Origin of the sequence: Rhizobium sp. TAL182, from assembly GCF_002117725.1 — a bacterium.
GTDB lineage: Bacteria > Pseudomonadota > Alphaproteobacteria > Rhizobiales > Rhizobiaceae > Rhizobium > Rhizobium esperanzae.
The window spans coordinates 671,591-693,267 of the sequence record NZ_CP021024.1 but is presented as its reverse complement, the minus strand read 5'-3'; the positions used below and the strand labels follow the sequence as shown (position 1 = coordinate 693,267).

Below are 21,677 nucleotides of genomic sequence, written 5' to 3'. Positions count from 1 at the left end.
CGAATAATCGGCGAAACTTGTGCGAGCGTTTCGTAAGGAGCGCGCGAGAGCGAAAGGCTGAAGCATGTCGCGCAGCGATTTTGCGAGAACGACGTGCGTGAAAGGGACCTGAGGCGCGAGAAGCGGCGTTGAAAAACTGCGCGCCTCAGAAGAAGTCGAAGTCGCCGGCGGCCTTGCTCAGCGGCTGCGAATGACCGTGGCGCGTCGAGCCGCCCAGCGCCTTCTGCATCTCCGCCAGCTTGACGAGGCTGAGGGCGGTCGCGACGTCGACCGTCCAGCCGAGCGGGATTTCGCCGGTGATGGTGTCGATGAATTCGGCAAGGCCGCGTGACTTCTGCACGGCCAGATCGATGCCCTGCATGACCTTCATGGCGTCAGGCGAATTCAGAATTTCAGCGCCGCCTAGTTCGAGAAGCTGCGGTTCGATGCGCTCGATCAGGTAGGCCACATCGTGGAGTTCCGAAACGATGCGCATCAGGATGTCGCTCAGCGCTTCGACAGGCGCGGGCGGCTCCATCACCGGAGTAAATGTCATATGAAAATCCTCGCCATCAAAAAAATTCGATACTGGTTTCGGCGGGCTTCTGCGGAGCGGCGGGACGCTGCTGCTCGAGAGCGACGGTTCTCTGCGTTTCGGCGCCGGTCAACGGGTATTGCCGGGCCCGACCGGAGACCGGCCAATATTCGAGCTTGCGCCCGTGCTCTCCGCCTGTGGAGGAGCCGACCACCGGAATGCCTTCATCCCTCAGGAACTGCATGGCGAAGGTCGCATTCTGCTCACCGACATTGGAGAAAGTCGAGATCGTCTTTGCGCCGCCGAAGATCTTTGCCTCCAGCCGGTCGCGCCGGGCGCCCTGCTTCAGGAGACCGTTGATCAGCAGTTCCATCAGATGCACGCCGTAGCGTGTGGCATCGCCGCCTGATGTCGGCGACGTCGCCGAACCGGGCAGCAGAAAGTGATTCATGCCGCCGACACCGGCGACGGGATCTCTGAGGCATGCAGCCACGCACGAGCCGAGAATGGTCGAGAGGACCGCATTCGGATCGCTCAGAACCTTGTACTCGCCTTGAATGATGTGCACGCGGCGGGCTGCCCCCTCAACGATCATTTCAAAGCTCCAAACACGGCTTCAATGGCCGCTTTCATCTTCTCGATCGTAAACGGCTTGGCGAGCACGTTGTTGGCGCCGAGCTGAGCCGCCTTCTGCACCAGCGCGCGATCGCCCTGGGCGGTCAAGATGATGAAGGCCGCCTTCTTGGTGTTGGGGTTGGTGCGCACGGCCTGAAGGAAACCGATGCCATCCATCTTCGGCATGTTGAAGTCCGAGATCACCAGATGATGCGGCTGCTCGGTCATGATCTTCATGCCCTGCTCGCCGTCGCCCGCCGACGTGATCTGCTTGAAACCGAGCTGGGTCAGCGCGTCGCTGAGCAGCAAACGGCTCGTTACCTGATCATCGACGATCAGAACTTTGATTTTCTCCGCGATCGACATTTATTCGGTCCCTTCCTTTCGGGCGGCTGTCATTTTCAATATTTCCTCACCGATGGCAGACAGTGGCAGCTGCTGCTCAACGGCGCCAAGTTCGTGCGCAACCCTTGGCATTCCGTAAACGACACAGGTTTTTTCGTTCTGGCCGAGGGTTCTGGCGCCGGCGTGACGCATTTTCAACAATCCGGCGGCGCCATCACGGCCCATTCCGGTCAGGATCACACCAACGGCGTTGCGGCCGGCCAGTTCCGCAACCGAATCAAAGAGCACATCCACCGAGGGGCGGTGACCGTTGACCGGCGGGCGATCGACAAGGCGGCAGGACGGCGCCGAAGCGCCGGTGACCTGGAGATGACGTTCGCCTCCGGGCGCCAGATAGATCTTGCCGATTTCGAGACGGGCGCCGTCGGTCGCTTCCTGCACCACCGGCGCGCAGAGCCGGTTCAACCGTTCGGCAAAGCTCTTGGTGAAGGTCGGCGGCATGTGCTGGGTGATCACCGTCGGCGGGCAATTGGCCGGGAATTTCTGGAGGACGGCAATCAGCGCTTCGACGCCGCCCGTCGACGAGCCTATCGCGACGATCTTGCGGCCGACGCGGAAATCGGCGACGGAAGGCGGCGGCGTGGCGGCCACCACCGGCTGGGAAAACTGGCGCTGGGTGCGGGCGGCGGCCTTGACCTTCTCGGCGAGGTCGCCGAAGGGCCTGGGTTCGCCCGGTCCCGGCTTGCCGACGCAGTCGAATGCGCCGATCTCAAGGGCTGCCAGCGTCGCCTCGGCGCCGCGATGGGTCATCGTCGACACCATGATGACCGGCATCGGACGCAGCGTCATGATCTTTTCGAGAAAATCGAGACCGTTCATATTCGGCATCTCGATGTCTAGCGTCACGACGTCGGGGTTCAGGCGTTTGATCGCCTCGCGCGCTTCCAGCGCGTCGCCGGCCTGGCCGATGACATTGACCTCAGGGTCCGAACTCAGAACGGCCGTGATCAGGCCGCGCATCGTCGGCGAGTCGTCAACAACGAGAACTCTTGCCGGAGCGCTCATGCCTTCCTCCCGAGACCCTTGGTCGTGTAGCGATAGGTCGTGATGCCGATATTGTCGAAGACGTGCTTCGCCTCGCCGGAGACGCGCTCGGAATGACCGATATAGAGATGGCCGCCCTCCGGCAGCAGGCCGGCGAAACGCTGCCAGATCTTCATCTGCGTCGGCTCGTCGAAATAGATGACGACGTTGCGGCAGAAGATGACGTCGAACTTACCCTTGAAGGGCCACTGCGCCATCAGGTTCAGCTCATTGTAGGTGATCAGCCGCTTGACGCGGTCGTCGACCTGGAACTTCCTGCGGCCCTGCACCTCGACTTCGCTGAACCATTGCTTGCGCATGGCGGGCGACACGGTTTCGAGCGCGCTCTCGTCATAGGCGCCGGCCCGGGCGATCGCCAGGATTTTCGGATCGATGTCGGTCGCCAGGATCTTGAAGTCATAATCGGCGACATTCGGCATCAGCGACAGCACGGTGAGCGCGATCGAATAGGGTTCCTGCCCGTCAGAGGAAGCGGCCGACCAGATGCGCACCCTGCCGCCGGCTCTCGCCCGCTGCAGCAGCTCCGGCAGCACATGGTCGCGCAGATGCTCGAAATGATGATTTTCGCGGAAGAAGCGGGTGAAATTGGTCGTCAGATGCGACAGCATTTCGCGGCGCGGTGCGGCACCCGCCGGCGACGCGACGAGGTCGCAATATTCCCGGAAGCCGGAAAGGCCGAGATTGCGGATATGTTTCGACAGACGCGAATAGACGAGCGAAGCCTTCGTCTCGTTGAGGAAGATGCCGGCATCCGAGTAGATCATGGCGGCGATTTCCGTGAGGTCGCGGCGGGTCAGCGGATATTCTCCGCTCGCCAGCACCTCGTCGGCTCCCAGCCTCTGATCCTTTGCACCCATTGCACTCATGCGGCTTCGCTTTCGGTCTCGGAAAAGAGGGCTTCAAGTTCGATCAGGCAGATCATGCGCTTGTCGATGGCAAGAATGCCTCGGGCAAATTGGCGCTCGAGGTCGGAGGAGATTTCCGGCGTCGGCTGAATGATCTCGTCAGTCACCGTCAGAATGTCGGAGACGGCATCGACCAGGAGGCCGACGACCTTGCGACGGACCTGGGCGACGATGATGACATGACGAGCTGTGGGATCGGCCGGCTTCAGGCCGAGGCGGGCGGCGAGATCGATGATCGGCAGCACCGCGCCGCGCAGGTTGATGACACCAAGCATATAGGCAGGCGAGTGCGGCATCGCGGTCGCCGGGGTCCAGCCCCGGATTTCGCGAACCGACATGATGTTCACGCAAAATTCCTGATCGCCGATGCGGAACGCGATCAGCTCGCGGTTCCCTTCGTTCAGACTTTTCACGGAATACGACATTGCCTTATCCTACCGCTGCCAATGACATTTCCGCTTTGAGCGACTGGCCGCGCGAAGCGCCGACAACCGCGTCGACGTCCAGGATGAGAGCCACGCGGCCGTCGCCGAGGATGGTGGCGGCGGCAATGCCCGGCACGTGGGTGTAGTTGGCTTCCAGGCTCTTGATGACCACCTGGCGCTGTCCCTGGATGGCATCGACCATCAGGGCGCGCTGGCCGCCGCCTTCGGATTCGACCAGAAGCGCCACACCCTCGACCGGATTGGCCTGAGTCGCGCGGAAATTCAGGATGCGGCCGACGTCGACCAGCGGGCAGAAAGAGTTGCGGATCGAGATCAGCCGGTGGTTGGCGCCGAAGGAATGGATCGCGGAGGCTTCCGGCTGCAGGGTTTCGACGATCGCGGTCAGCGGCACGACCAGCGTCTGGCCGGCGACGGTGACCACCATGCCGTCGAGAACGGCGAGCGTCAGCGGCAGGCTCATGGTGAAGACCGAGCCGTGGCCCGGCTTGGAGGTGATGTTGATGCGGCCGCCGAGCGCCTGGATCGAGCGCTTGACGACGTCCATGCCGACGCCGCGGCCCGATATGTCGGAGATCTTGTCGGCCGTCGAGAAGCCCGGAAGGAAGATCAGGTTATCGATTTCCTCATCCGACAGGTTGGCGTCGGCCGGGATGAGATCGTTGTCGATCGCTTTCTGGCGGACCTTCTCGCGGTTGATGCCGGCGCCGTCGTCGGCAAGCTCGATCAGGATGCGGCCCGAACGGTGCTTGGCGGTGAGGCGAACCGTGCCTTCGGTGTTCTTGCCGGCGGCGGCGCGCTTTTCCGGTGTTTCGATGCCGTGGTCGACGGCATTGCGGATCATGTGGGTCAGCGGCTCGGCCAGCTTGTCGATGACGGTCTTGTCGACTTCGGTGTTTTCACCTTCGGTGATCAGGCGGATCGACTTGCCAGTCATGTCGGCGATTTCGCGGACGATACGCGACATGCGCTGGAAGACCGGCTTCACCGGCTGCGCGCGGATCGCCATCACCGAGTCCTGGATCTCGCGGGTGAGCTGCTGCAGCTCTTCGAGGCCCATGTTGATCGAGGAGGTGCCGGTCGTGTCGTTCTCGATGACGCTCTGCGACAGCATCGCCTGGTTGATAACCAGTTCGCCGACGAGATTGATCAGGCGATCGACGCGGTCGAGATCGACGCGGATCGTCTGGCCGGCGCCGGCAGCATTGTTCTGGGCGGCGGCATTTGCTGCAGCCGCTGCTGCGGCGGCTGCCGATTCCTTCTTTTCGACGCGGGCGGCGGCTGCGGCCATCTGCGTGACGTTGGATGCGGTTTCGGCGGCGGCAACGGCCGCAGCCGTCTCGTCAGCCCGTGCGCCGGCGGAAGCCTCTTCCGTTGCGCTCGTTTCGTCCAGGATCGACAGGTCGAAGGGAACCGGCACCATCGGCAGTTCCTCATTGGCGCCTGTTTTGCCAGCCGCTTCGTCGACCGGCTTTATCGTCAGGTCGCAATCCCATTCCGCGAATTCGAAGACGGTGCGGATGGCGTCCTCGCCCTTATCCGTCTTGATCGTGACGTTCCAGAAGAAATAGGCGCCTTCCGGATCGAGCTCCTCGAGGCCCGGCAGTTCGTCCATGTTGCAATAGATGGTCATCTCGCCGAGGCGGGAAAGGTCGCGCAGCAGCAGGGTGGCGTCGTTGCCCTTGGAATAGAGCTCGAAGCGCGGTTTGAACGTGACTTCGTATGCCGGCAGGTCGGAGCCCGTTTCGTCGCCGCCGAAATCGTCGAAGGAGAAGGGGATCGGCTGGAAGCCGCTATCGTCGGTCGGCTTGGGAGCGGGTGCCACAGCAGCCGGTGCGGGTTTTGCGGCGGCCTTCGGCGCAGGCGCCTCTGCGGCGGCCGACGGAGACGGCAATTCGCCATTGGCCAGCGCTTCCAGCTCCTTGACGAGGCCGCGGCTGCGGCTCTCATCGACGCTGCCGCCGTCGCGTGCGGCATTGGTCAGGTCGGCGAGCACGTCGGCCGACTTCAGCATCACCTTCAGGACGTCCTGGTTCGGCTCGAGCTTGTTGGAACGAACGCAATCGAGAGTGGTCTCGAACACATGGGCGAAGGCAACCAGATCATCAAGGCCGAAGGCGCCGGCGCCCCCCTTGATCGAATGCACGGCACGGAACACCGCATTGACGGTTTCCGGATCGCGATCGCCATCGTTCATTTTCAGAAGACCGGATTCCAGCTCGGCGAGCTGTTCCTCGCACTCCTGGAAAAAGATCTCTTTGATTTCGTTCATATCCATAGGAGCAAATCCTGGGTTTAAGCGGTTACACGCTCAATTGCATCGATCAGCTTGGCCGGGTCGAAAGGCTTGACGATCCAGCCGGTGGCGCCGGCCTGGCGGGCGCGGTTCTTCTTTTCCGCGTCGCTCTCGGTCGTCAGGACCAGGATCGGGATCGCCCGATATTTTTCATTGCGGCGGACACCTTCGATGAAGCCGAAACCGTCGAGGCGCGGCATGTTGATGTCGGTTACGATGACGTCAGGATTGGACTCTTCGAGAACCTCGAGACCCTCGACGCCGTCTTCCGCCTGGATCGTCTCGAAGCCGGCATTGTTCAGCGTCACGAGCAGCATGTTTCGGATGGTGCGTGAATCATCCACGGTCAGTACTTTTTTCTTCATTGCCGAATCTCCTTGGCAAGCAGGTGGTCAATATTGACGCCAACCAGCTGCATGGTTTTTTGAAATGCGTCGGACACCTGGGAGAAGGTGAACGGCTGCTTGTCCTGCGCCCAGGTCTTCTCGGCGGACATCAGGACCTGTGCGCAAAGAGCACCGATCCGCTCGACGCCGGATGCGTCGATCGAAAGACCGCTGCCCCTGAACGAAAGGAGTTTTTCACGCAAGGCGGAAGCCTCGTTGAGGTCGAGCACCGCTGTCAAATTCAGCGTCTTGCCACTCTTCTTTGCCACCATCAGCTTGTCCTTGTCCCCTTGTCCCCGGCTCGAAAAGATGAGCTGCGGCGATCATCCGATAGGTTAGTAAACATTCCGCCCACCTCCGACGCTTGCGAGCGACTGCGGAAGGCCAAAATCGTCGTTTTCGTATTCGTCTTCGACCGCAGGACGGGCAACCGCTTCGATCGCGCGGGACGGCGTTGCGCGAACCGAGCCCAGGCGCCCGGAATGCGCATTTTCCCTGGCGATGCGGAATTCGCGAATCGTCTGGCCGAGCTCGAGAATGACGGTATGCAGGTGGTCGGCGCCTTCGGCGGAGCGTTCGGCCAAACCGGCACTGTCCGCCACCTCTGCGCCGAGACCCTTGACGTCGGCCGCCACGCCGTCGAGGCTTGCGGCATGCTCGCCGGTCCTGGTGGCGATGCCTGATATGGCGGCGTTGATGTCGGTGACCTGCCGCACGATACTGCCGATCGAATCCTGTGTACGTGCGACCATCTGCACGCCGGCGTCGACCTGCGCCTTGGTCGTCGTCACCAGCGTCTTGATCTCGCGGGCGGCGTCGGCCGAGCGCTGGGCAAGCGCACGGACTTCCTGGGCGACGACGGCAAAGCCGCGGCCGGAATCGCCGGCTCGAGCCGCCTCGATGCCGGCATTCAGCGCCAGAAGATTGGTCTGGAAGGCGATCTCGTCGATCGCGCCGATGATCTGGCCGATCTTCTCGGCCGACTGCTCGATATCGGCCATGGCGCTGATCGCGCGGCCGACGACTTCGCCGCTTTGCTCGACCGCAGCGCGGGTCGAGGCGGCCGCCTGTTCGGCGGCGCGGCTGTCGGCGGCGCCGTCGCGCACGCTGCCGGCAATGCCGGCAAGGGCGGCGGCGGAAAGCTGCAGCCGGTCGGCCTGGCCGGACGCCGTGCCGGCGAACTGCCGCGACAGGTCGGCAAGCGAAACCGTTGCCGCTTCAGCCTTATCTGTGCGTCCGGTTACGGCGGCGAATTCTGCCTGGAGGCCGTCCAAGGCGCCGTTCAGGGCGGCGGCGATCCCGGCATAGGCGCCGTCGGGGTCGACAGGCGCGCGCCGCGTCAGGTCGCGGGCGGCGAGGCCCTCGATGACCTCACCGAAGATCCGGGCGATTTCCGCTTCACTTCCGGCGCGCTGATCAGCGAGCGCACGGCTCTGGGCGGCTCGCAGCGCATTGAAGCGAAGCGAAACGGCGATTTCCACGTCGACCATGACGATGCGGATGATCGCGGTCATCAGATCGGACATTTCGCGGGCGCGGCGCCTGGCCGAGGGCAGCAGGGGCCGACCGGCGATCTCCTCGACGAGGCCGGAAAGGACATGCTCCAGCATGACGCCGTGGCCGGCCACGTGCCAGCGCGGGTCGAGGCCCATTTTGCTTTCGGTGTCGGCGAGAACCTTGACGCGCTCGGCATAGAGGCTGTCGAAGCGCGCATCCGTCAGCACGTCCCAATGCGAGGACTGCAGATCATGCAGACGATCGACCTGTCTGTCGCTCTCGAAATTGCGCGCAGCGTCGGGATAGGACTGGAACCTGTGGAAGAGATCGCGCAGACCGGCTTTCAGATGCGCTTCGAGGGCCGGCCGGTTACGGCGCACCAGTTCGCACTGATCGGCATCGAGACCGGCAAAACGCAGGCGGTCGCGCAAGCTGCCTGCCTGCGCTCCACGAGCCTGATCTGATGGCATGTCCTGCCTCAACGCCTGTCCCCGACCCACTTTCCAGGCGAATGCCCGGCAAAAAACTTTTGCAGCATTCGATGAACGCAAGCGCGGAGCCGGTCTTCACCACCGGCGACGACCGGCAGGTAAAAGCCCTTGATCAGCTATGTTTCGAAGCTGTCTGAAGAGATGGATACCGGATCGACCCGGTACGGCGGTACGGCGTCATGCCTGCTGGGAACGAGCACATCTTCCCATTCCGACGTGTAACCCAATGTTTATGGTTAATTCCTTGCCCGAAGGTTAATACGCCTTTCCAGGAGCAGGCTTTTGGAGCAATTCAAGGCAGTTCGCAGGAAATACTTCCACGAAGTTGCACGGCTGCTACAAGGCACACGCAAGCTCCGTGTTATAGGCCGGTCGACAACCAAGACATGACGTCGACAAGGACAGAGCAATGATTGTTCTCGGATTGGGTTCCTGCTTGATCGCAATGGGCGTACTTGCCGCCATCGCCCGTCTCGATTTCCTCGCGGCAAACCGCGACATCCGCATGCTTCGGGTGTTCTGAAGCCCCTCTGGCTCCAAGCCGATCCATTCCATTCCCCGTTGGCAGTCCGGCGCCTTTGGTGTAATCGCACTCGCGCCTTTCATGTCAGCGGAACACTCGGTTCATGTCCCCCAGATCTGGTCTCCTCATCGTTTTCGGCTTCACGCTCTGGCGTGTCGTCACGCTGCATTTCGATGCCACAGATCTGTTTGTCGACGAGGCACAGTACTGGTTCTGGTCGCAGAATCTCGATCTCGGGTACTATTCGAAACCGCCGATGATCGCCTGGGTGATCCGGGCGATGACGGAGCTTTCCGGCTCCAACGCCATCTATTTCATCAGGCTTCTCGGACCGCTGATCCACATGGCGGCGGCACTGGTGCTGATGAAGGTGGCAAAGCGTTTCGTCGGGCCTGAGATCGAAGGCTGGACGGGCGCCACCTACATTACGCTTCCCGGCGTGGCACTTTCTTCGGTGTTCTTCTCGACCGACGTGATCCTGCTGTTCTTCATCGCGATCACCTTGCTCGCCTATTTCGGCCTGACGCAGCGGCGCTCGGTCGGGCTGGCGCTCGTCATGGGCCTCGGCGTCGGCCTCGCCTTCCTGGCGAAATATGCCGTGCTGTTCGTCGTACCGGGCGGCGCAATCGCCCTCCTGCTCATTCCGTCGGCGCGCATCGCGGTTCGGGACTTCATCATCGCTGTCGCGGTCGCGGCTGTCGTCGCCTTGCCGAACCTCTGGTGGAACCTGCAACACGACAATACGACGGTGCGCCATACGCAGGATATCGCCCATTGGAGCGACCTCGGCATCAATCTGCGCCGCGGGCTCGAATTCTTCTCCGCCCAATTCGGCGTGGTCGGACCGATCATTTTCTTCGCAATGCTCTGGGCGGTCTATCGTATGATCAAGGGCCGGAGCGACGACCGCGAAAAGATGCTGATCTGGCTGTCGATGCCGGTGGTGGTGCTGATCACGCTGCAGGCGACGGTCGCGAAAGCCTATGCCAACTGGGCCGTAACCGCCTATGTCGCCGGAACCATTCTTGCCGTCTGGCTGCTTCACCGGATGTGGCCGAAGGGGCTGAGGCTGTCGCTCACCATCAACGGCATCGCAAGCCTGCTCTTTCCGCTGGCGACGATCTTTCCGCAGCAATTGCTGCTGCCGAACGGCGACGAATTGATGAAGCGCTATCTCGGCCGCGCCGAGGTCAGCCGCGAGGCGGGAGCCCTTGCAGCTCAGGCCGGCACCGATATCATCGTCACCAATAACCGCGACATGGTCGCCGATCTCTTCTATACGCTGCGCGACGCACCCTACCGGATCTACGCCCGAGCTCCCGCGGGACTTCCGGAGAGCTATTACGAGCAGGAGTTCGCGCTGCCCGCCGACGTCACAGGCAAGGTGCTTTTCCTGACGGACGCCCCCCTCACCTGTGCCACGGAAACGCCGGAGGTCCTGAAGAGCTGGCAGCCGACCGCGGGCTATTACAAGGGCAAGGCGCTTTACATCTACAAAGTCTCCGCCGGCTGCCTGGCGCCCTGAGCCGGCTTCGGCCTGTTCAATTGGGCAGGCAGAGGCCGGTGCCTGCCCCTTCGATCTCGACGAACCTGACACCACCCCTTTCGAAAGCGAGACGCAGCTGCGCCTCCGTCGCGCGGTGGATGTCGTGGTGGCGCCCCTCGTAATCGCGGATGGTGCTGCGCGAGACGGCGGCTCTTTCAGCCAGATCGGCCTGGGTCCAATCCAGCAGGCCGCGCGCCGCGCGGCAGAGAGCCGGGGTGAGAATTGTTTCCCTTGCGCCTTGACCCATGATTTCATGTTGCCCATATTGGTCGAGATAGACCATATATGTCACATTGCAAACGGGATTTCCAGATCGGGAGACAGCAATGCCGCACGATACGCCCTTGATTTCGACAATCGTCGGCGGCCTCGTGCTGGCTTTCATCTTCGGCGCGCTTGCTCATCGGCTGCGCATGCCGCCGCTCGTCGGCTATCTCATCGCCGGCGTGCTGGTGGGGCCGCACACGCCGGGTTACGTGGCGGATCAAAGCCTTGCGCCGGAGCTTGCCGAAATCGGCGTCATCCTGCTGATGTTCGGCGTCGGGCTGCATTTCTCTCTCAAAGACCTGCTGTCGGTACGCGGCATCGCCCTGCCCGGCGCGGTCGCGCAGATCGGCTTTGCGACTTTGCTCGGCTGGGGCCTCGGCGCCTTGATGGGCTGGCCGACCGGCGGCGGCCTGGTCTTCGGCCTGGCGCTTTCGGTCGCTTCTACTGTCGTGCTGCTGAAGGCGCTGCATGAGCGCCGGCTGGTGGAGACGGAGCGCGGCAGGATCGCCGTCGGCTGGCTGATCGTCGAAGACCTCGCCATGGTGCTGGCGCTGGTGCTGATCCCGGCGGCAGCCAGCATCGGCGGCGGCCATGGCCCGGTCGAGCCGCTGTCGGCGGGTCTGAACAGCCTGCTCGGCCTCGATCTCGGCATCGGCGGTATGATCGCCATGACGCTGGTCAAGGTGGCGCTGTTCGTGGCGCTGATGCTGGTCTTCGGCCGCAAGCTCATTCCCTGGATGATGCACCGCATCGCCCACGCCGGCTCGCGCGAGCTCTTCCGGCTCGGCGTGCTCGCCATCGCGCTTGGCGTTGCCTTCGGCGCGGCGAAGCTGTTCGGCGTGTCCTTGGCGCTCGGCGCCTTCTTTGCCGGCATGGTGCTGGCCGAAAGCGAACTCAGCCACCGCGCCGCCCAGGAAAGCCTGCCACTGCGGGACGCCTTTGCCGTGCTCTTCTTCGTCTCCGTCGGCATGCTGTTCGATCCGAACATCCTGCTCGACAGGCCGCTGCCGATCCTCGCCACCGTCTTCATCATCGTCATCGGCAAGTCCGTCGCCGCCTTTCTGATCGTGCTCGCCTTCAGGAAGCCGGCCGGCACGGCGCTGACGATTTCAGCAAGCCTCGGTCAGATCGGCGAATTCTCCTTCATCCTCGCCGCTCTCGGCGTCGAACTCGGGCTGTTGCCGGAGGAGGGCCGCGACCTGATCCTTACCGGCGCCATCATCTCGATCATCCTCAATCCGCTGCTATTCTTCCTCTGCGACCGCATGCGGCCTGTTCTCGAAGGTGCAAGGCGCGATGAAGCTGTAGCCGACCCCGCTTCCGCCGCGGATGCGGGTGCCGCTCAGGAGCAGGTGCCGCCTGAGGACGACGCCGTGCGTCCGACCACGCTTGCCGGCCACGCCATCCTCATCGGTTACGGCCGGGTCGGCCGGATCGTCGGGCAGAATCTCAAATCGTCAGGCACGCCCTTCCTCGTCATCGAGGATTCCGACAAGCGCATCGGCGAATTGAAAGCGCAAGGGATCGAAGCCTTCATGGGCAATGCGGTGGCGCAGGAGACGCTCGATCTCGCCAATCTTTCGGCTGCGCGCAGCCTTGCCATCGCCATCCCGAACGCCTTCGAGGCCTGCCGCATCGCCGAGCAGGCGCGCAGCGTCAATCCCTCGATCCTCATCGTCGCCCGCGCCCATTCCGACGCCGAGGTCGACGAGCTGAAGCAATACGGCGCCGACACCGTCATCATGGGCGAACGCGAAATCGCACTTGGCATGGTTGACCGGCTGGCTCAAGTGCATCATGAGAGTGTTTCCTATGAAGACAGGCAGGAGCCTGCTACAATCATCCCGACGGGCACTGCTCCGCCGGAACGAGAATGAGAGATTGGCGCGCTTTTGAGCCGATACGGGAGTGACATCGCCGGGACGGAGGAGATGGAGCTGGATCAGCACCGTCTACAGAGCCGTATCGCCGCCTCCCTTCTCATCGCCATTCTTGCCTATATCGGCCTGCTTTTCGGCGGCAATCTCATCATTGCGCCGGCAACCGCCGTCAACACGCTTTCCTCTTCCGGCCGCGATCCGCAGCCGCCGCAACTGAGCGCGCGCGATGCCGTGCGCGGGGTGCTTGCCGCCGAGCGCAAGCTTGCGCCGAAACAGACCGCCTACGACGCTGGACCGCCGGCCCTTGCCGCCACACCTGCCGTCGATTTTACCGGCTGGAACGTGACCGCTCCTCTTGCGGCATTCGAACCTCCGCTTCATCCGGCAGTTTCCAGGACCCATCAGCCGCGCGCACCGCCGATCGCCGTCTGAGGCTGGCGCCCCGCGGCGCTTCCGACCATTGACGACATGCCGCCAGCGCTCGCGCGCCGGCCCTCGATTATCTAAGGAATACAACATGCGTACTTCACCATGGCTGGTGTTCACCTATACGGTGATCATCGTGATCGGCCTATTCATCGCCCTGCCGAACGTCCTGCCGCAGTCCGTCCTTCAGCGCATTCCGGCATGGCTGCCGCATGATCAGGTGTCGCTCGGCCTCGACCTTCGCGGCGGCTCGCACCTCGTTCTGGAAGTCGACGAGGCTGATCTGACCAAGGAGCGGCTGCAATCGCTGCTCCAGGACGCGCGCCGCGTGCTGCGTGAAAAGGGCATCCAGCCGAAGGCCGTCGTGCGCAGCCAGAACCAGATCGTCGTGACGCTCGCCGATGCCGGGCAGAGCGATGCCGCTGTCACCGAACTTAGGACGCTCGCCAATCCGATCAGTACAGGCCTCAGCGCTGGGAAGGCCGATCTCGACGTCACCGCGAACGGCGCGACCATCACCGTCGGCTTCTCGCCGGCCGGCATCTCCGCCAATGTCGACAACGCCGTCCAGCAGAGCCTTGAAGTCATCCGCCAGCGCGTCGACCAGGTCGGCGTCTCCGAGCCGACGATCCAGCGCATCGGCGGCAACCGCGTGCTCGTCCAGCTTCCGGGCGCGCAGGATCCCTCGCGCCTGCGCGAACTTCTGGGCTCCACGGCCAAGATGTCGTTCCACATGCTGGCGCCTAACAACCAGCCCGGCCCCGGCGTCACCATGATGCAGGATGACGAAGGCCGATCCTATCCGGTGCTCGACCGCGTCGAAATCTCGGGCGACCGCCTTTCGGATGCCCGCGTCAGCTTCGATCCCAACACGCGCGAACCCATCGTCAGCTTCCGCTTCGACAGCGCCGGCGCAACCCGCTTTGCCGAGATCACCCGCCAGAATGTCGGCAATCCCTTCGCCATCGTCCTCGACGACAAGGTGCTGAGCGCCCCCGTCATCCGCGAGCCGATCACCGGCGGTTCGGGCCAGATCTCCGGCAACTTCTCGGCCGACAGCGCCACGACGCTTGCCGCCATGCTGCGCGCCGGCGCCCTGCCCGCCAAGCTGACCGTCATCGAGGAGCGCACCGTCGGCGCCGACCTCGGCGCCGATGCGATCAAGATGGGCATCTATTCCGGCATCGTCGGCTTCGTCCTCGTCGCGGCCTTCATCTTCGTGCTCTACGGCACCTGGGGCATTCTGGCCAACGTGGCCCTGCTGATCCACACGATCCTGACCTTCTCGGCCCTGACGCTGGTCGGCGCGACGCTGACGCTGCCGGGTATCGCCGGCGTCGTTCTCGGCATCGGCCTCGCGGTCGACGCGAACGTCCTCATCAACGAGCGTATTCGTGAAGAGACCCGCAAGGGCAAGGGCGCCTTTGCCGCCATCGATACGGGCTTCAATCGTGCCTATTCGACCATTATCGACGGCAACATGACGGCTCTGATCGCTGCGGCCATCCTATTCTGGTTTGGTTCCGGGCCGGTTCGCGGCTTTGCCGTGACCATGGCCCTCGGCCTGATCATCTCGATGTTCACCTCGGTCGCCTTCGTTCGCGTCGCGATGATCGAGATTACCCGCCGCCGCAGGTTCAAGGTGCTGAACATCCGGCCGTTGATCCCCTTCAGCCCTTATGACAAGCACATCCAGTTCATGAAGGCGCGCTTCTTCGGCGTCACCGTTTCGGCGCTGCTTTCGATCGCCTCCGTCGTGCTCTTCATCCATCCCGGCCTCAACTACGGCGTCGATTTCCGCGGCGGCATCCAGATGTCGGTCAAGACGAAAGAAGCGGCCGATCTTGCGAAGTTCCGTGAGGGTCTCGATAGTCTCGGCCTCGGCGAAATCACGCTGCAGACCTTCGGCGACAACAACAGCATTCTCGTTCGGGCGCAGCGGCAGGAAGGCGGCGAAGAGGCGCAGACGGCTGCGGTGACCAAGCTGAAGGCAGAAGTCGCCAAGATCGATCCGAGCGCCACTGTCGAAGGCACCGACGTCATCGGTCCGAAGGTCAGCGGCGAGCTTGCCTCGGCCGGCATCCTGTCGGTCGTAATCGCCAGCTTGGCTATGCTCATCTATATCTGGGTGCGGTTCGAATGGCCGTTTGCCGTCGGCGCCATCGTCACGCTGGTGCTCGACGTCACCAAGGCGATCGGCTTCTTCGCCATCACCGGGCTCGACTTCAACCTCACGGCCATCGCCGCCATCCTGACGCTCGTCGGCTATTCGGTGAACGACAAGGTCGTCGTCTACGACCGCATGCGCGAAAACATGCGGCTCTACAAGTCGATGCCGCTGCGCGAGATCATCGACAAGTCGATCAACGAGACCCTGGCGCGAAGCCTTTACACAAATGCGACGGCCTTCCTCGCCCTGGTGCCGATGGCGATCTGGGGCGGCAGCGCCGTTTCGAGCTTTGCGATCCCGATGGTCTTCGGCATTCTGGTGGCCGGCGCGTCGTCGATCTTCATCGCCGCACCGATCCTGCTGTTCCTCGGCGACTGGCGCCGCCGCCATGCCAAGGCGGCACTGGCAACCGATGCGGCAGCCGAAATCATCCCGCCGGAAGAGGGCCGCTCGCGCAAGTCGGCGAGCTGAAAACGGGTTGTTAACGCATCCTTGAAGAGGGCGCCGGTTGCAGAGCCGGCGCCCTCTTTTTATTGTTGCCTATTGCCAGGATAAAATTATGCAGCAATTCAAGATATTACAGCGTCCGTCGCGTGGCTGAAAGAGAGCGCGACGCCGCAGCAGAGATCGGGGAAACCGCCAGATGTCACCCAACCCGACGAAACCGCTTGAGAGCAATATTGCCGGCGATAACGAGGAGCGCATCAAGCGCTTTCTCGCAACCGCCTCGCACGACCTGCAATCGCCGCTGCGCCATATCGCCATGTATGCCGAGCTGCTGCTCGACGACCTCGAGGAGACACTCGACGGCGAACAGCTTCAGAGCCTCAGGATGATCCTGGAAAAGGCGCAAGCCGCGCAACGCCTCACCAAGGCACTGATGAGCCTTGCCGGTGGAGCGCCGCAGGTAATGCCCGAAGAGGTCGAACTGAAGGCCCTGGCCGAAAGAATCTGGAGCGACCTCATCGAGGAGACGGGCGCGCGCGACGCGACGCTCGCCAGTCGGAGCCTCCCCTCCATCCGCACCGATCCCGCGCTGTTCGGCCTGGTGCTGAGGCAGATCATTTCCAACGCCCTCACCTATCGCAGCGCATCGCCGCTGCATGTGGCGATCGCGGCGGAGCAAGAGGGGGCGAACTGGTTCATCCGGATCTCCGATAACGGGACCGGCATCGATCCCGCCTATCGAGAGCGGATCTTCGAGCCGTTCTGGAAATTGCCGAAGGCGGGGGCAACCCCTGGCGCCGGTCTCGGCTTGACGACGGCGCAGGAACTTCTGAAGGCGCTTGGCGGCGATATCAGTCTCGAGCATTCGGACGAAACCGGCAGCCGCTTCACCATCCGCCTGCCCGCGGGCTAAGCAGGTATTGCAATCGCTCAGCTTCGTTTGCCGTCTTTGAAGCGCATCGCGATCTCAGATCCGGTGGGCGTGCTTCAAATCGTTGTTTGCGCATGCCGCTATCGCGAACCGCACCGCTTTTGCGCTGCTCAAATGCTGTAATCGTCCTTCCAGAAATCCGGCACATCGTAGGTCACATATTCGCGGATGATGTGCTGCAGCGTCTGGACGTCGATTTCGTCCTTGCCGATGCGGAAGTCGACACCGTAATCCGGGAACTCCTGGAAATAGCCGCCCGATATGTCGGTCGAGACGACGCCGATCGGGCCGGTATAGCCGATACCGCGCAACTCCGGCACCGTCTCGCGGAAATCGGCATTGGGCAGAAGGCGATTGTCGAGCAGGATGAGATCGAAGCGCGCTGCGCGGATTTTTTCCAATGCGTCTCCGATCGACGGTGAATATTCGACTTCGACCGCCGGCTCGGAAAGATCGGCGATCTTCTTTTTGAGCGCGCGGAATTCGACGAACTCGTCGTCGACGAAGAGAACCTTGACGGCATTCTGTCGGACCGTTTTGGTGATCATTTCATTTTCCTCAGTCCCGAAGCCAATTTTCACGAAACCAAACCATTCCTCAGGGCGATTGCCACCATGTGGACGCGGTTCACGGCGTCGAGCTTACGCGCGGCCGCGGTGATGTGCGAATTGACCGTATGTTCGGATAGACCGAGAATGATGGCGATTTCGGCCGAGGTCTTGCCTTCGCTGGTCCATTTGACGATTTCCGATTCGCGCTGGGTCAACCGCCCGGACATCTCAGGCGTCAGGATTTCCTCGTAGAGCTTGTCGAAAATGCGCATGGCATCCAGAAGCATGTCGGCGATCTCGCCCTGATCCGGCTCTTCACGCTCACCGCTCAGCACGAGGCAATATCGCCGCCCTTCAGGTGTGAACAGCGGAATGAAGAGGAAGACGCCGCTGCGGAACTCGTTGAAAAGCCGATCGGAGGGATAGGTGTCCGGCTGCGTGCTCCTGCCATGGACGGGCGTCGCCAAAAACTGGGCGCTCTTTGCCCGAACGGTCCCGAGCGCCTCCCTCAACGTCGCAATGAAAAGGCCGATCCGTCGCTCGGCGACATTGGTGATGACGATATCGCGCTCGCCGAAAGGAGTAGAAGCCTCGGAAATGCGGGCAAGCGCGAAATTATCGAAGTGGTAATGCTGCGCCGCCGCTTTCAGCAGACGGAAAAAATCGGTGCGGTTGATCGCCCGGCTCAGCTCCGGTCCGGCATGAAAAGGAGTTGCCGCGGCATTGTTCATTCCCACTCTTCCTCTCCTCCCGCCATGCCCCCGATCCCCAAATCTTGGGATATACGTCTTAAACGCGAACAGCTACAAAAATTGCGAGACAGTTGATGAGAGATATCGAAACGGGGACTTTCGGTATACAAGGCGGATATCATCAAATGCCTCAACTACAGGTGATGCACGGGCAGATATACTGAGGGGCAGTAGTTCTTACCTGGGTATCGTAAATCTTCTCGCATTCAACATCCATGAATGCGAGAAGGCAGTGCCAGACGTAAGCGCGAGAGAGCCGATAGGCCCATTCAGCTAAGGGGTTGGCTGGAAGTTCGTGGCGGCGAACACGGGTCAATCGGTTCTCTCAGCGCTTATTTTTCGTTCCGTTCTTTTCGCTTCGGTTGCATCTTGAAATGCACACTCGGCCTTGTCAATTGCGGTTTGTCACTTCGCCCGGACGAACGCCAGGAAACGCACCATTCGGTTTCTGCCGTTTCCTACACTTCCAGATTGAGAAGGATCGCGGCAAGATCAAGCGGCTTCTCGAGGTAAAGATCGGCACCGGCTTCGAACGCCCGCGCGCGGTCCTCATCGGCATCCGATCCGCTGCAGATGGCGAGACGCATCGTTCTGAAACGATCATCCCCGCGCAGGCTGCTTACCAGGCCAATGCCGCTGTCGAGGGGCATGTAGAGATCGGCGACCAGCAGCTCCGGCGGAGCCCAGCCTTCCGCCACGCGCTGCTTCAGCGCCTCCAGCGCCGTCTCGGCCGTCGAAAAACAGAATAGATCGACGTCTATCTGCTGCTTCTTGCGGATATAGTCGAGATAAAAGAGATCATCCCTGCTGTCGTCGACGTAAACTATCGTAGGCATCCGGCACCGTGATTTGGGTATTGTTCGAATGAACCTGGTTGTCCTTCGACGTCACGATATCGCGATTTCACCAAAATTCGATCTGTTCGATCGAAAAATCATTTCGGAAAAAGCGCAGTGGCGGCGTTCGCTGGCTATTGAGTATTCCTCGATTTCGGAAAAAATGGCCGCGCGAACCGAGAGAGGATACACGGGTGCAGGATAAGGGCAACGTGGACCTGCAGGACCAGCGGAGGCGATGGCGCTACCGTGCCTTCGCGATTGCGGTCGGCTGCCTGCTGTTCCTTCTGGGGGTGAGCGCCCTTGCCGGCTGGCTGCTGCAGATCAAGGTCGTCATTTCGCTCTTCCCCGGCTTTCCGTCGATGGCCTTCAATACCGGGCTCTGCTTCATGCTTTCCGGCCTTGGGCTTGCCGCCTCGACGCTTGCTGCCCGTCGCTTTCTTACAATGGCAACGATCATGACAGGGGTTGCAGCGGCGATCGCGGCAGCCCGGCTCGCGGAAATCGCAACGGTGGGCCGGACCGTCCATTATGTCGACCAGTTGATCACCCGCTTGGTGATTCCGCCCGATTTCATTGCAGAAATCGGCGGCGGCATGGGACCCAATACGGCGCTGATCTTTCTGATTGCCAATCTTTCGCTGCTGCTCTCGCTCCACGTGGACAAGCCTGGAAATCAGGTGGTACAGGAGCTGACCGCCTATGTCGTCGTCACACTCGGCATGATCGCGCTCGCCGGCTATCTCACCGATGCCGAACAGGGCTACCGCTGGGGTCCCTATGCGGCAATGGCGTTGCACACGGCGATCGGCATGGTGCTTTTCGGCGCGGGCCTGCTTGCCCGCTCCTGGTGGATGCAGCCGGCAAACCGGGCGCAGATTCCGCTCTGGATTCCGGCGGCGGTCTGCTTCACCGGCCTTGTCGTCGATCTCTATACGCCGCTCGGCCTTGCCAACGGCATTCTTTACGTGCCGCTAGTGCTGACGGCCCTCTGGTTCGGTAACAGGAATGCGCCGCTCTTTTTTGCCTTTGCCTGCACCATGCTCCTCATGCTCGGCTTCTTCGCCGTCAGACATGACGAGGCGGCATTCTGGCAGGAGATCGCCAACCGCACCATCACCGCCGCCACGCTCTGGCTGATCGCCATCCTTATCTTCTACTTCCTGCGCAACAACAACAATCTGGAAGCCGAACGCGTTCGCTTCGGCGCGCTGGCGCGCAGCACGCCGGATGCCGTCCTCGTTATCGACGGGCGCGGAACGATCAAGAGTTTCAATCCGGCAGCCGAGATCATGTTCGGCTATTCGCCGCAGGAAACGATCGGCCGGAACATCAAGATGCTGATGCCCGAGCCTTATCATTCCGAGCATGACGGCTATCTCTCCCATTACCGGCAGACCGGCGAGGAGCGTATCATCGGCACGACGCGGATGGTCTCCGGCCGGCGCAAGAACGGCATCGTCTTCCCGATCGAAGTGTCCATCAGCGTTGTCGTCAGCGGCGAGACCAAGACCTTCGTCGGCATCGTACGCGATATCAGCGAGCGCGTGCGGCAGGAAGAACGGATGAAAACGACGCTTGCCCAGCTCGAGGCCTATACGGCGGAGCTCGAGCGCAGCAACCATGACCTAGACGAATTCGCCTATATTGCCTCGCATGATCTGAAGGAGCCGCTGCGCGGCCTGCACAACCACTCGCGTTTCCTCCTCGAGGATTATGAGGACAAGCTCGACGTGGACGGCGTGCGCCGGCTGAACCGGCTCGTGCGTCTCAGCCAGCGGATGGAGAAGCTCGTCAACGACCTGCTTTACTTCTCCCGGCTCGGGCGGCAGCAGCTGGCAGTCAAACGCACCGATATCGGTCTGATCGTCAAGGATGTGGTCGGGACGATGGAGCTGCTTCTTGAAGAGCGGCATGCCAGGGTCGTCACCGACGGCAGGCTGCCGGAGGTGGTCTGCGACGCGCCGCGGCTGACCGAAGTGTTCCGCAATCTCATCACCAATGCGATCAAATACAACGACAAGCCGACGCCACTGATTTCCGTCGGCTATCTCGAACGGTTCGTCGGCAAGGACGGCACGGTTGCCCGCAACGTGTTTTTCGTTAGGGATAACGGCAAGGGGATACCCCAGGAATTCCATGAGGATATTTTCCGCATTTTCAAACGGCTCGAAAAGTCGCAGGATTCCGACGACGGGACCGGAGCAGGCCTCACCTTCGTCCGCAAGATCATCGCGCGGCACAACGGCGATATCTGGCTGGAGTCCGAAGTCGGCGTCGGTACCACGTTCTATTTCACCCTGGGAAGAAAACGCGAGGGGCAGAATGCAGCAGCGTGATACGCAACCGATTTTGATCGTCGAAGACAGTGAAGACGATTTCGAAGCGACGATGCGCGCCTTCAAGCGCACCAATCTGCGCAACTCGATCCGATGGGCGGCCTCGGGTCAGGAAGCGCTCGACATGCTCGGCGTAATGGTACCGAAACCAGGGCTGATCCTGCTCGATCTCAACATGCCCGGCCTCGACGGCCGCAAGACCCTGGAGGCGATCAAGTCGAACGACGGCTGGCGGAAGATTCCGGTGGTGATCCTGACGACTTCAGACGACGAACGCGACATCGAAGGCTGCTACGCGCTCGGCGCCAACACCTATGTGCAGAAGCCGGTCGATCTCGACGGGCTCTTCGCCGCGATCCAGCGGCTGAAGGAATACTGGTTCGAAATCGCGATCCTGCCGCTCGAGGACTGAC

The 21,677-nt window shown here is 62.0% G+C and carries 22 protein-coding genes; 8 read left to right on the top strand and 14 right to left on the bottom strand.

Annotated features, from left to right (window positions below):
* Positions 1–145: 145 nt before the first annotated feature.
* The 10 genes from Tal182_RS03480 to Tal182_RS03435 all read right to left on the bottom strand — a co-directional run bounded on the left by Tal182_RS03480 (position 146) and on the right by Tal182_RS03435 (position 8,575).
* A complete protein-coding gene (locus tag Tal182_RS03480; RefSeq protein WP_064800665.1) occupies positions 146–535 on the bottom strand; it encodes a hypothetical protein in 390 nt (129 codons plus the stop codon).
* Positions 536–551: 16 nt separating this feature from the next.
* Positions 552–1,109, bottom strand: a complete 558-nt coding sequence (gene cheD, locus Tal182_RS03475) for a chemoreceptor glutamine deamidase CheD (RefSeq protein WP_064800664.1) — start codon at positions 1,107–1,109, stop codon at positions 552–554.
* Positions 1,106–1,495 carry a response regulator gene (locus Tal182_RS03470; protein WP_004672258.1) on the bottom strand — a complete coding sequence of 130 codons (390 nt, stop codon included), beginning with the start codon at positions 1,493–1,495 and terminating at the stop codon, positions 1,106–1,108. Before Tal182_RS03470 ends, cheD begins: the two co-directional genes overlap by 4 nt.
* The gene (gene cheB, locus Tal182_RS03465; protein WP_085858078.1) at positions 1,496–2,539 is read right to left on the bottom strand and encodes a protein-glutamate O-methylesterase CheB; all 1,044 of its coding nucleotides are present in this window, start codon (positions 2,537–2,539) and stop codon (positions 1,496–1,498) included.
* The gene (gene cheR, locus Tal182_RS03460; RefSeq protein WP_064800662.1) at positions 2,536–3,444 is read right to left on the bottom strand and encodes a protein-glutamate O-methyltransferase CheR; all 909 of its coding nucleotides are present in this window, start codon (positions 3,442–3,444) and stop codon (positions 2,536–2,538) included. The genes cheB and cheR overlap by 4 nt, the downstream gene beginning before the upstream one ends.
* Positions 3,441–3,908: a chemotaxis protein CheW gene (locus Tal182_RS03455; RefSeq protein ID WP_085858077.1), complete on the bottom strand. Its 468-nt coding sequence runs from the start codon at positions 3,906–3,908 to the stop codon at positions 3,441–3,443. The genes cheR and Tal182_RS03455 overlap by 4 nt, the downstream gene beginning before the upstream one ends.
* A gap of 4 nt (positions 3,909–3,912) precedes the next feature.
* Complete coding sequence (locus tag Tal182_RS03450; protein WP_085858076.1) at positions 3,913–6,204, bottom strand: chemotaxis protein CheA; 2,292 nt, start codon at positions 6,202–6,204, stop codon at positions 3,913–3,915.
* 17 nt (positions 6,205–6,221) lie between these two features.
* Complete coding sequence (cheY1, locus tag Tal182_RS03445) at positions 6,222–6,587, bottom strand: chemotaxis response regulator CheY1 (protein ID WP_003570362.1); 366 nt, start codon at positions 6,585–6,587, stop codon at positions 6,222–6,224.
* Entirely contained in the window at positions 6,584–6,880 is a 297-nt protein-coding gene (locus Tal182_RS03440) for an STAS domain-containing protein (protein WP_010022301.1), read from the bottom strand. Before Tal182_RS03440 ends, cheY1 begins: the two co-directional genes overlap by 4 nt.
* Positions 6,881–6,943: 63 nt before the next feature.
* Positions 6,944–8,575 carry a globin-coupled sensor protein gene (locus tag Tal182_RS03435; protein WP_085858075.1) on the bottom strand — a complete coding sequence of 544 codons (1,632 nt, stop codon included), beginning with the start codon at positions 8,573–8,575 and terminating at the stop codon, positions 6,944–6,946.
* A 647-nt stretch (positions 8,576–9,222) separates the two neighbouring features.
* On the opposite strand from Tal182_RS03435, the gene Tal182_RS03430 reads away from it, so the two are divergent.
* On the top strand, positions 9,223–10,644 hold the full coding sequence (locus Tal182_RS03430) for a glycosyltransferase family 39 protein (protein ID WP_085858074.1): 1,422 nt from the start codon (positions 9,223–9,225) through the stop codon (positions 10,642–10,644).
* 16 nt (positions 10,645–10,660) lie between these two features.
* Here Tal182_RS03430 and Tal182_RS03425 read toward each other — a convergent pair whose 3' ends face one another.
* Entirely contained in the window at positions 10,661–10,957 is a 297-nt protein-coding gene (locus Tal182_RS03425) for a helix-turn-helix transcriptional regulator (protein ID WP_082929640.1), read from the bottom strand.
* Between the two features lie 34 nt (positions 10,958–10,991).
* Between Tal182_RS03425 and ybaL the strand changes: the two genes are divergently transcribed.
* The 4 genes from ybaL to Tal182_RS03405 all read left to right on the top strand — a co-directional run bounded on the left by ybaL (position 10,992) and on the right by Tal182_RS03405 (position 16,768).
* Positions 10,992–12,809: a YbaL family putative K(+) efflux transporter gene (ybaL, locus tag Tal182_RS03420; RefSeq protein WP_085858073.1), complete on the top strand. Its 1,818-nt coding sequence runs from the start codon at positions 10,992–10,994 to the stop codon at positions 12,807–12,809.
* Positions 12,810–12,863: 54 nt separating this feature from the next.
* Positions 12,864–13,244: a hypothetical protein gene (locus Tal182_RS03415; RefSeq protein ID WP_085858072.1), complete on the top strand. Its 381-nt coding sequence runs from the start codon at positions 12,864–12,866 to the stop codon at positions 13,242–13,244.
* Positions 13,245–13,329: 85 nt separating this feature from the next.
* Positions 13,330–15,879, top strand: a complete 2,550-nt coding sequence (secD, locus tag Tal182_RS03410; protein ID WP_064800654.1) for a protein translocase subunit SecD — start codon at positions 13,330–13,332, stop codon at positions 15,877–15,879.
* A 172-nt stretch (positions 15,880–16,051) separates the two neighbouring features.
* Positions 16,052–16,768, top strand: a complete 717-nt coding sequence (locus Tal182_RS03405; RefSeq protein ID WP_064800653.1) for a HAMP domain-containing sensor histidine kinase — start codon at positions 16,052–16,054, stop codon at positions 16,766–16,768.
* A gap of 128 nt (positions 16,769–16,896) precedes the next feature.
* Here Tal182_RS03405 and Tal182_RS03400 read toward each other — a convergent pair whose 3' ends face one another.
* The 3 genes from Tal182_RS03400 to Tal182_RS03390 all read right to left on the bottom strand — a co-directional run bounded on the left by Tal182_RS03400 (position 16,897) and on the right by Tal182_RS03390 (position 18,925).
* Complete coding sequence (locus tag Tal182_RS03400; protein ID WP_085858071.1) at positions 16,897–17,334, bottom strand: response regulator; 438 nt, start codon at positions 17,332–17,334, stop codon at positions 16,897–16,899.
* A 29-nt stretch (positions 17,335–17,363) separates the two neighbouring features.
* Positions 17,364–18,068 (bottom strand): LuxR C-terminal-related transcriptional regulator, encoded by a 705-nt coding sequence (locus Tal182_RS03395; RefSeq protein WP_064809590.1) that lies wholly within the window; start codon positions 18,066–18,068, stop codon positions 17,364–17,366.
* Between the two features lie 479 nt (positions 18,069–18,547).
* Positions 18,548–18,925, bottom strand: coding sequence for a response regulator (locus Tal182_RS03390; protein WP_064800650.1), 378 nt, complete (start codon positions 18,923–18,925; stop codon positions 18,548–18,550).
* Positions 18,926–18,953: 28 nt separating this feature from the next.
* Here Tal182_RS03390 and Tal182_RS32085 point away from each other — a divergent pair, with 28 nt between their 5' ends.
* Genes Tal182_RS32085 through Tal182_RS03380 form a run of 3 tightly spaced genes read left to right on the top strand, consistent with a single transcriptional unit; the run spans position 18,954 to position 21,676 of the window.
* On the top strand, positions 18,954–19,130 hold the full coding sequence (locus Tal182_RS32085) for a hypothetical protein (RefSeq protein WP_164517754.1): 177 nt from the start codon (positions 18,954–18,956) through the stop codon (positions 19,128–19,130).
* Positions 19,120–21,264, top strand: a complete 2,145-nt coding sequence (locus tag Tal182_RS03385; RefSeq protein ID WP_085858070.1) for a PAS domain-containing sensor histidine kinase — start codon at positions 19,120–19,122, stop codon at positions 21,262–21,264. Before Tal182_RS32085 ends, Tal182_RS03385 begins: the two co-directional genes overlap by 11 nt.
* Positions 21,251–21,676 carry a response regulator gene (locus Tal182_RS03380; protein WP_064800648.1) on the top strand — a complete coding sequence of 142 codons (426 nt, stop codon included), beginning with the start codon at positions 21,251–21,253 and terminating at the stop codon, positions 21,674–21,676. The genes Tal182_RS03385 and Tal182_RS03380 overlap by 14 nt, the downstream gene beginning before the upstream one ends.
* Position 21,677 lies beyond the last annotated feature (1 nt).

Bases quoted from the DNA above. Each gene is read 5' to 3' on its own strand.
- Tal182_RS03480 (WP_064800665.1), bottom strand. From the start codon at position 535: ATGACATTTACTCCGGTGATGGAGCCGCCCGCGCCTGTCGAAGCGCTG.
- cheD (WP_064800664.1), bottom strand. From the start codon at position 1,109: ATGATCGTTGAGGGGGCAGCCCGCCGCGTGCACATCATTCAAGGCGAG.
- Tal182_RS03470 (WP_004672258.1), bottom strand. From the start codon at position 1,495: ATGTCGATCGCGGAGAAAATCAAAGTTCTGATCGTCGATGATCAGGTA.
- cheB (WP_085858078.1), bottom strand. From the start codon at position 2,539: ATGAGCGCTCCGGCAAGAGTTCTCGTTGTTGACGACTCGCCGACGATG.
- cheR (WP_064800662.1), bottom strand. From the start codon at position 3,444: ATGAGTGCAATGGGTGCAAAGGATCAGAGGCTGGGAGCCGACGAGGTG.
- Tal182_RS03455 (WP_085858077.1), bottom strand. From the start codon at position 3,908: ATGTCGTATTCCGTGAAAAGTCTGAACGAAGGGAACCGCGAGCTGATC.
- Tal182_RS03450 (WP_085858076.1), bottom strand. From the start codon at position 6,204: ATGGATATGAACGAAATCAAAGAGATCTTTTTCCAGGAGTGCGAGGAA.
- cheY1 (WP_003570362.1), bottom strand. From the start codon at position 6,587: ATGAAGAAAAAAGTACTGACCGTGGATGATTCACGCACCATCCGAAAC.
- Tal182_RS03440 (WP_010022301.1), bottom strand. From the start codon at position 6,880: ATGGTGGCAAAGAAGAGTGGCAAGACGCTGAATTTGACAGCGGTGCTC.
- Tal182_RS03435 (WP_085858075.1), bottom strand. From the start codon at position 8,575: ATGCCATCAGATCAGGCTCGTGGAGCGCAGGCAGGCAGCTTGCGCGAC.
- Tal182_RS03430 (WP_085858074.1), top strand. From the start codon at position 9,223: ATGTCCCCCAGATCTGGTCTCCTCATCGTTTTCGGCTTCACGCTCTGG.
- ybaL (WP_085858073.1), top strand. From the start codon at position 10,992: ATGCCGCACGATACGCCCTTGATTTCGACAATCGTCGGCGGCCTCGTG.
- Tal182_RS03415 (WP_085858072.1), top strand. From the start codon at position 12,864: ATGGAGCTGGATCAGCACCGTCTACAGAGCCGTATCGCCGCCTCCCTT.
- secD (WP_064800654.1), top strand. From the start codon at position 13,330: ATGCGTACTTCACCATGGCTGGTGTTCACCTATACGGTGATCATCGTG.
- Tal182_RS03405 (WP_064800653.1), top strand. From the start codon at position 16,052: ATGTCACCCAACCCGACGAAACCGCTTGAGAGCAATATTGCCGGCGAT.
- Tal182_RS03400 (WP_085858071.1), bottom strand. From the start codon at position 17,334: ATGATCACCAAAACGGTCCGACAGAATGCCGTCAAGGTTCTCTTCGTC.
- Tal182_RS03395 (WP_064809590.1), bottom strand. From the start codon at position 18,068: ATGAACAATGCCGCGGCAACTCCTTTTCATGCCGGACCGGAGCTGAGC.
- Tal182_RS03390 (WP_064800650.1), bottom strand. From the start codon at position 18,925: ATGCCTACGATAGTTTACGTCGACGACAGCAGGGATGATCTCTTTTAT.
- Tal182_RS32085 (WP_164517754.1), top strand. From the start codon at position 18,954: ATGAACCTGGTTGTCCTTCGACGTCACGATATCGCGATTTCACCAAAA.
- Tal182_RS03380 (WP_064800648.1), top strand. From the start codon at position 21,251: ATGCAGCAGCGTGATACGCAACCGATTTTGATCGTCGAAGACAGTGAA.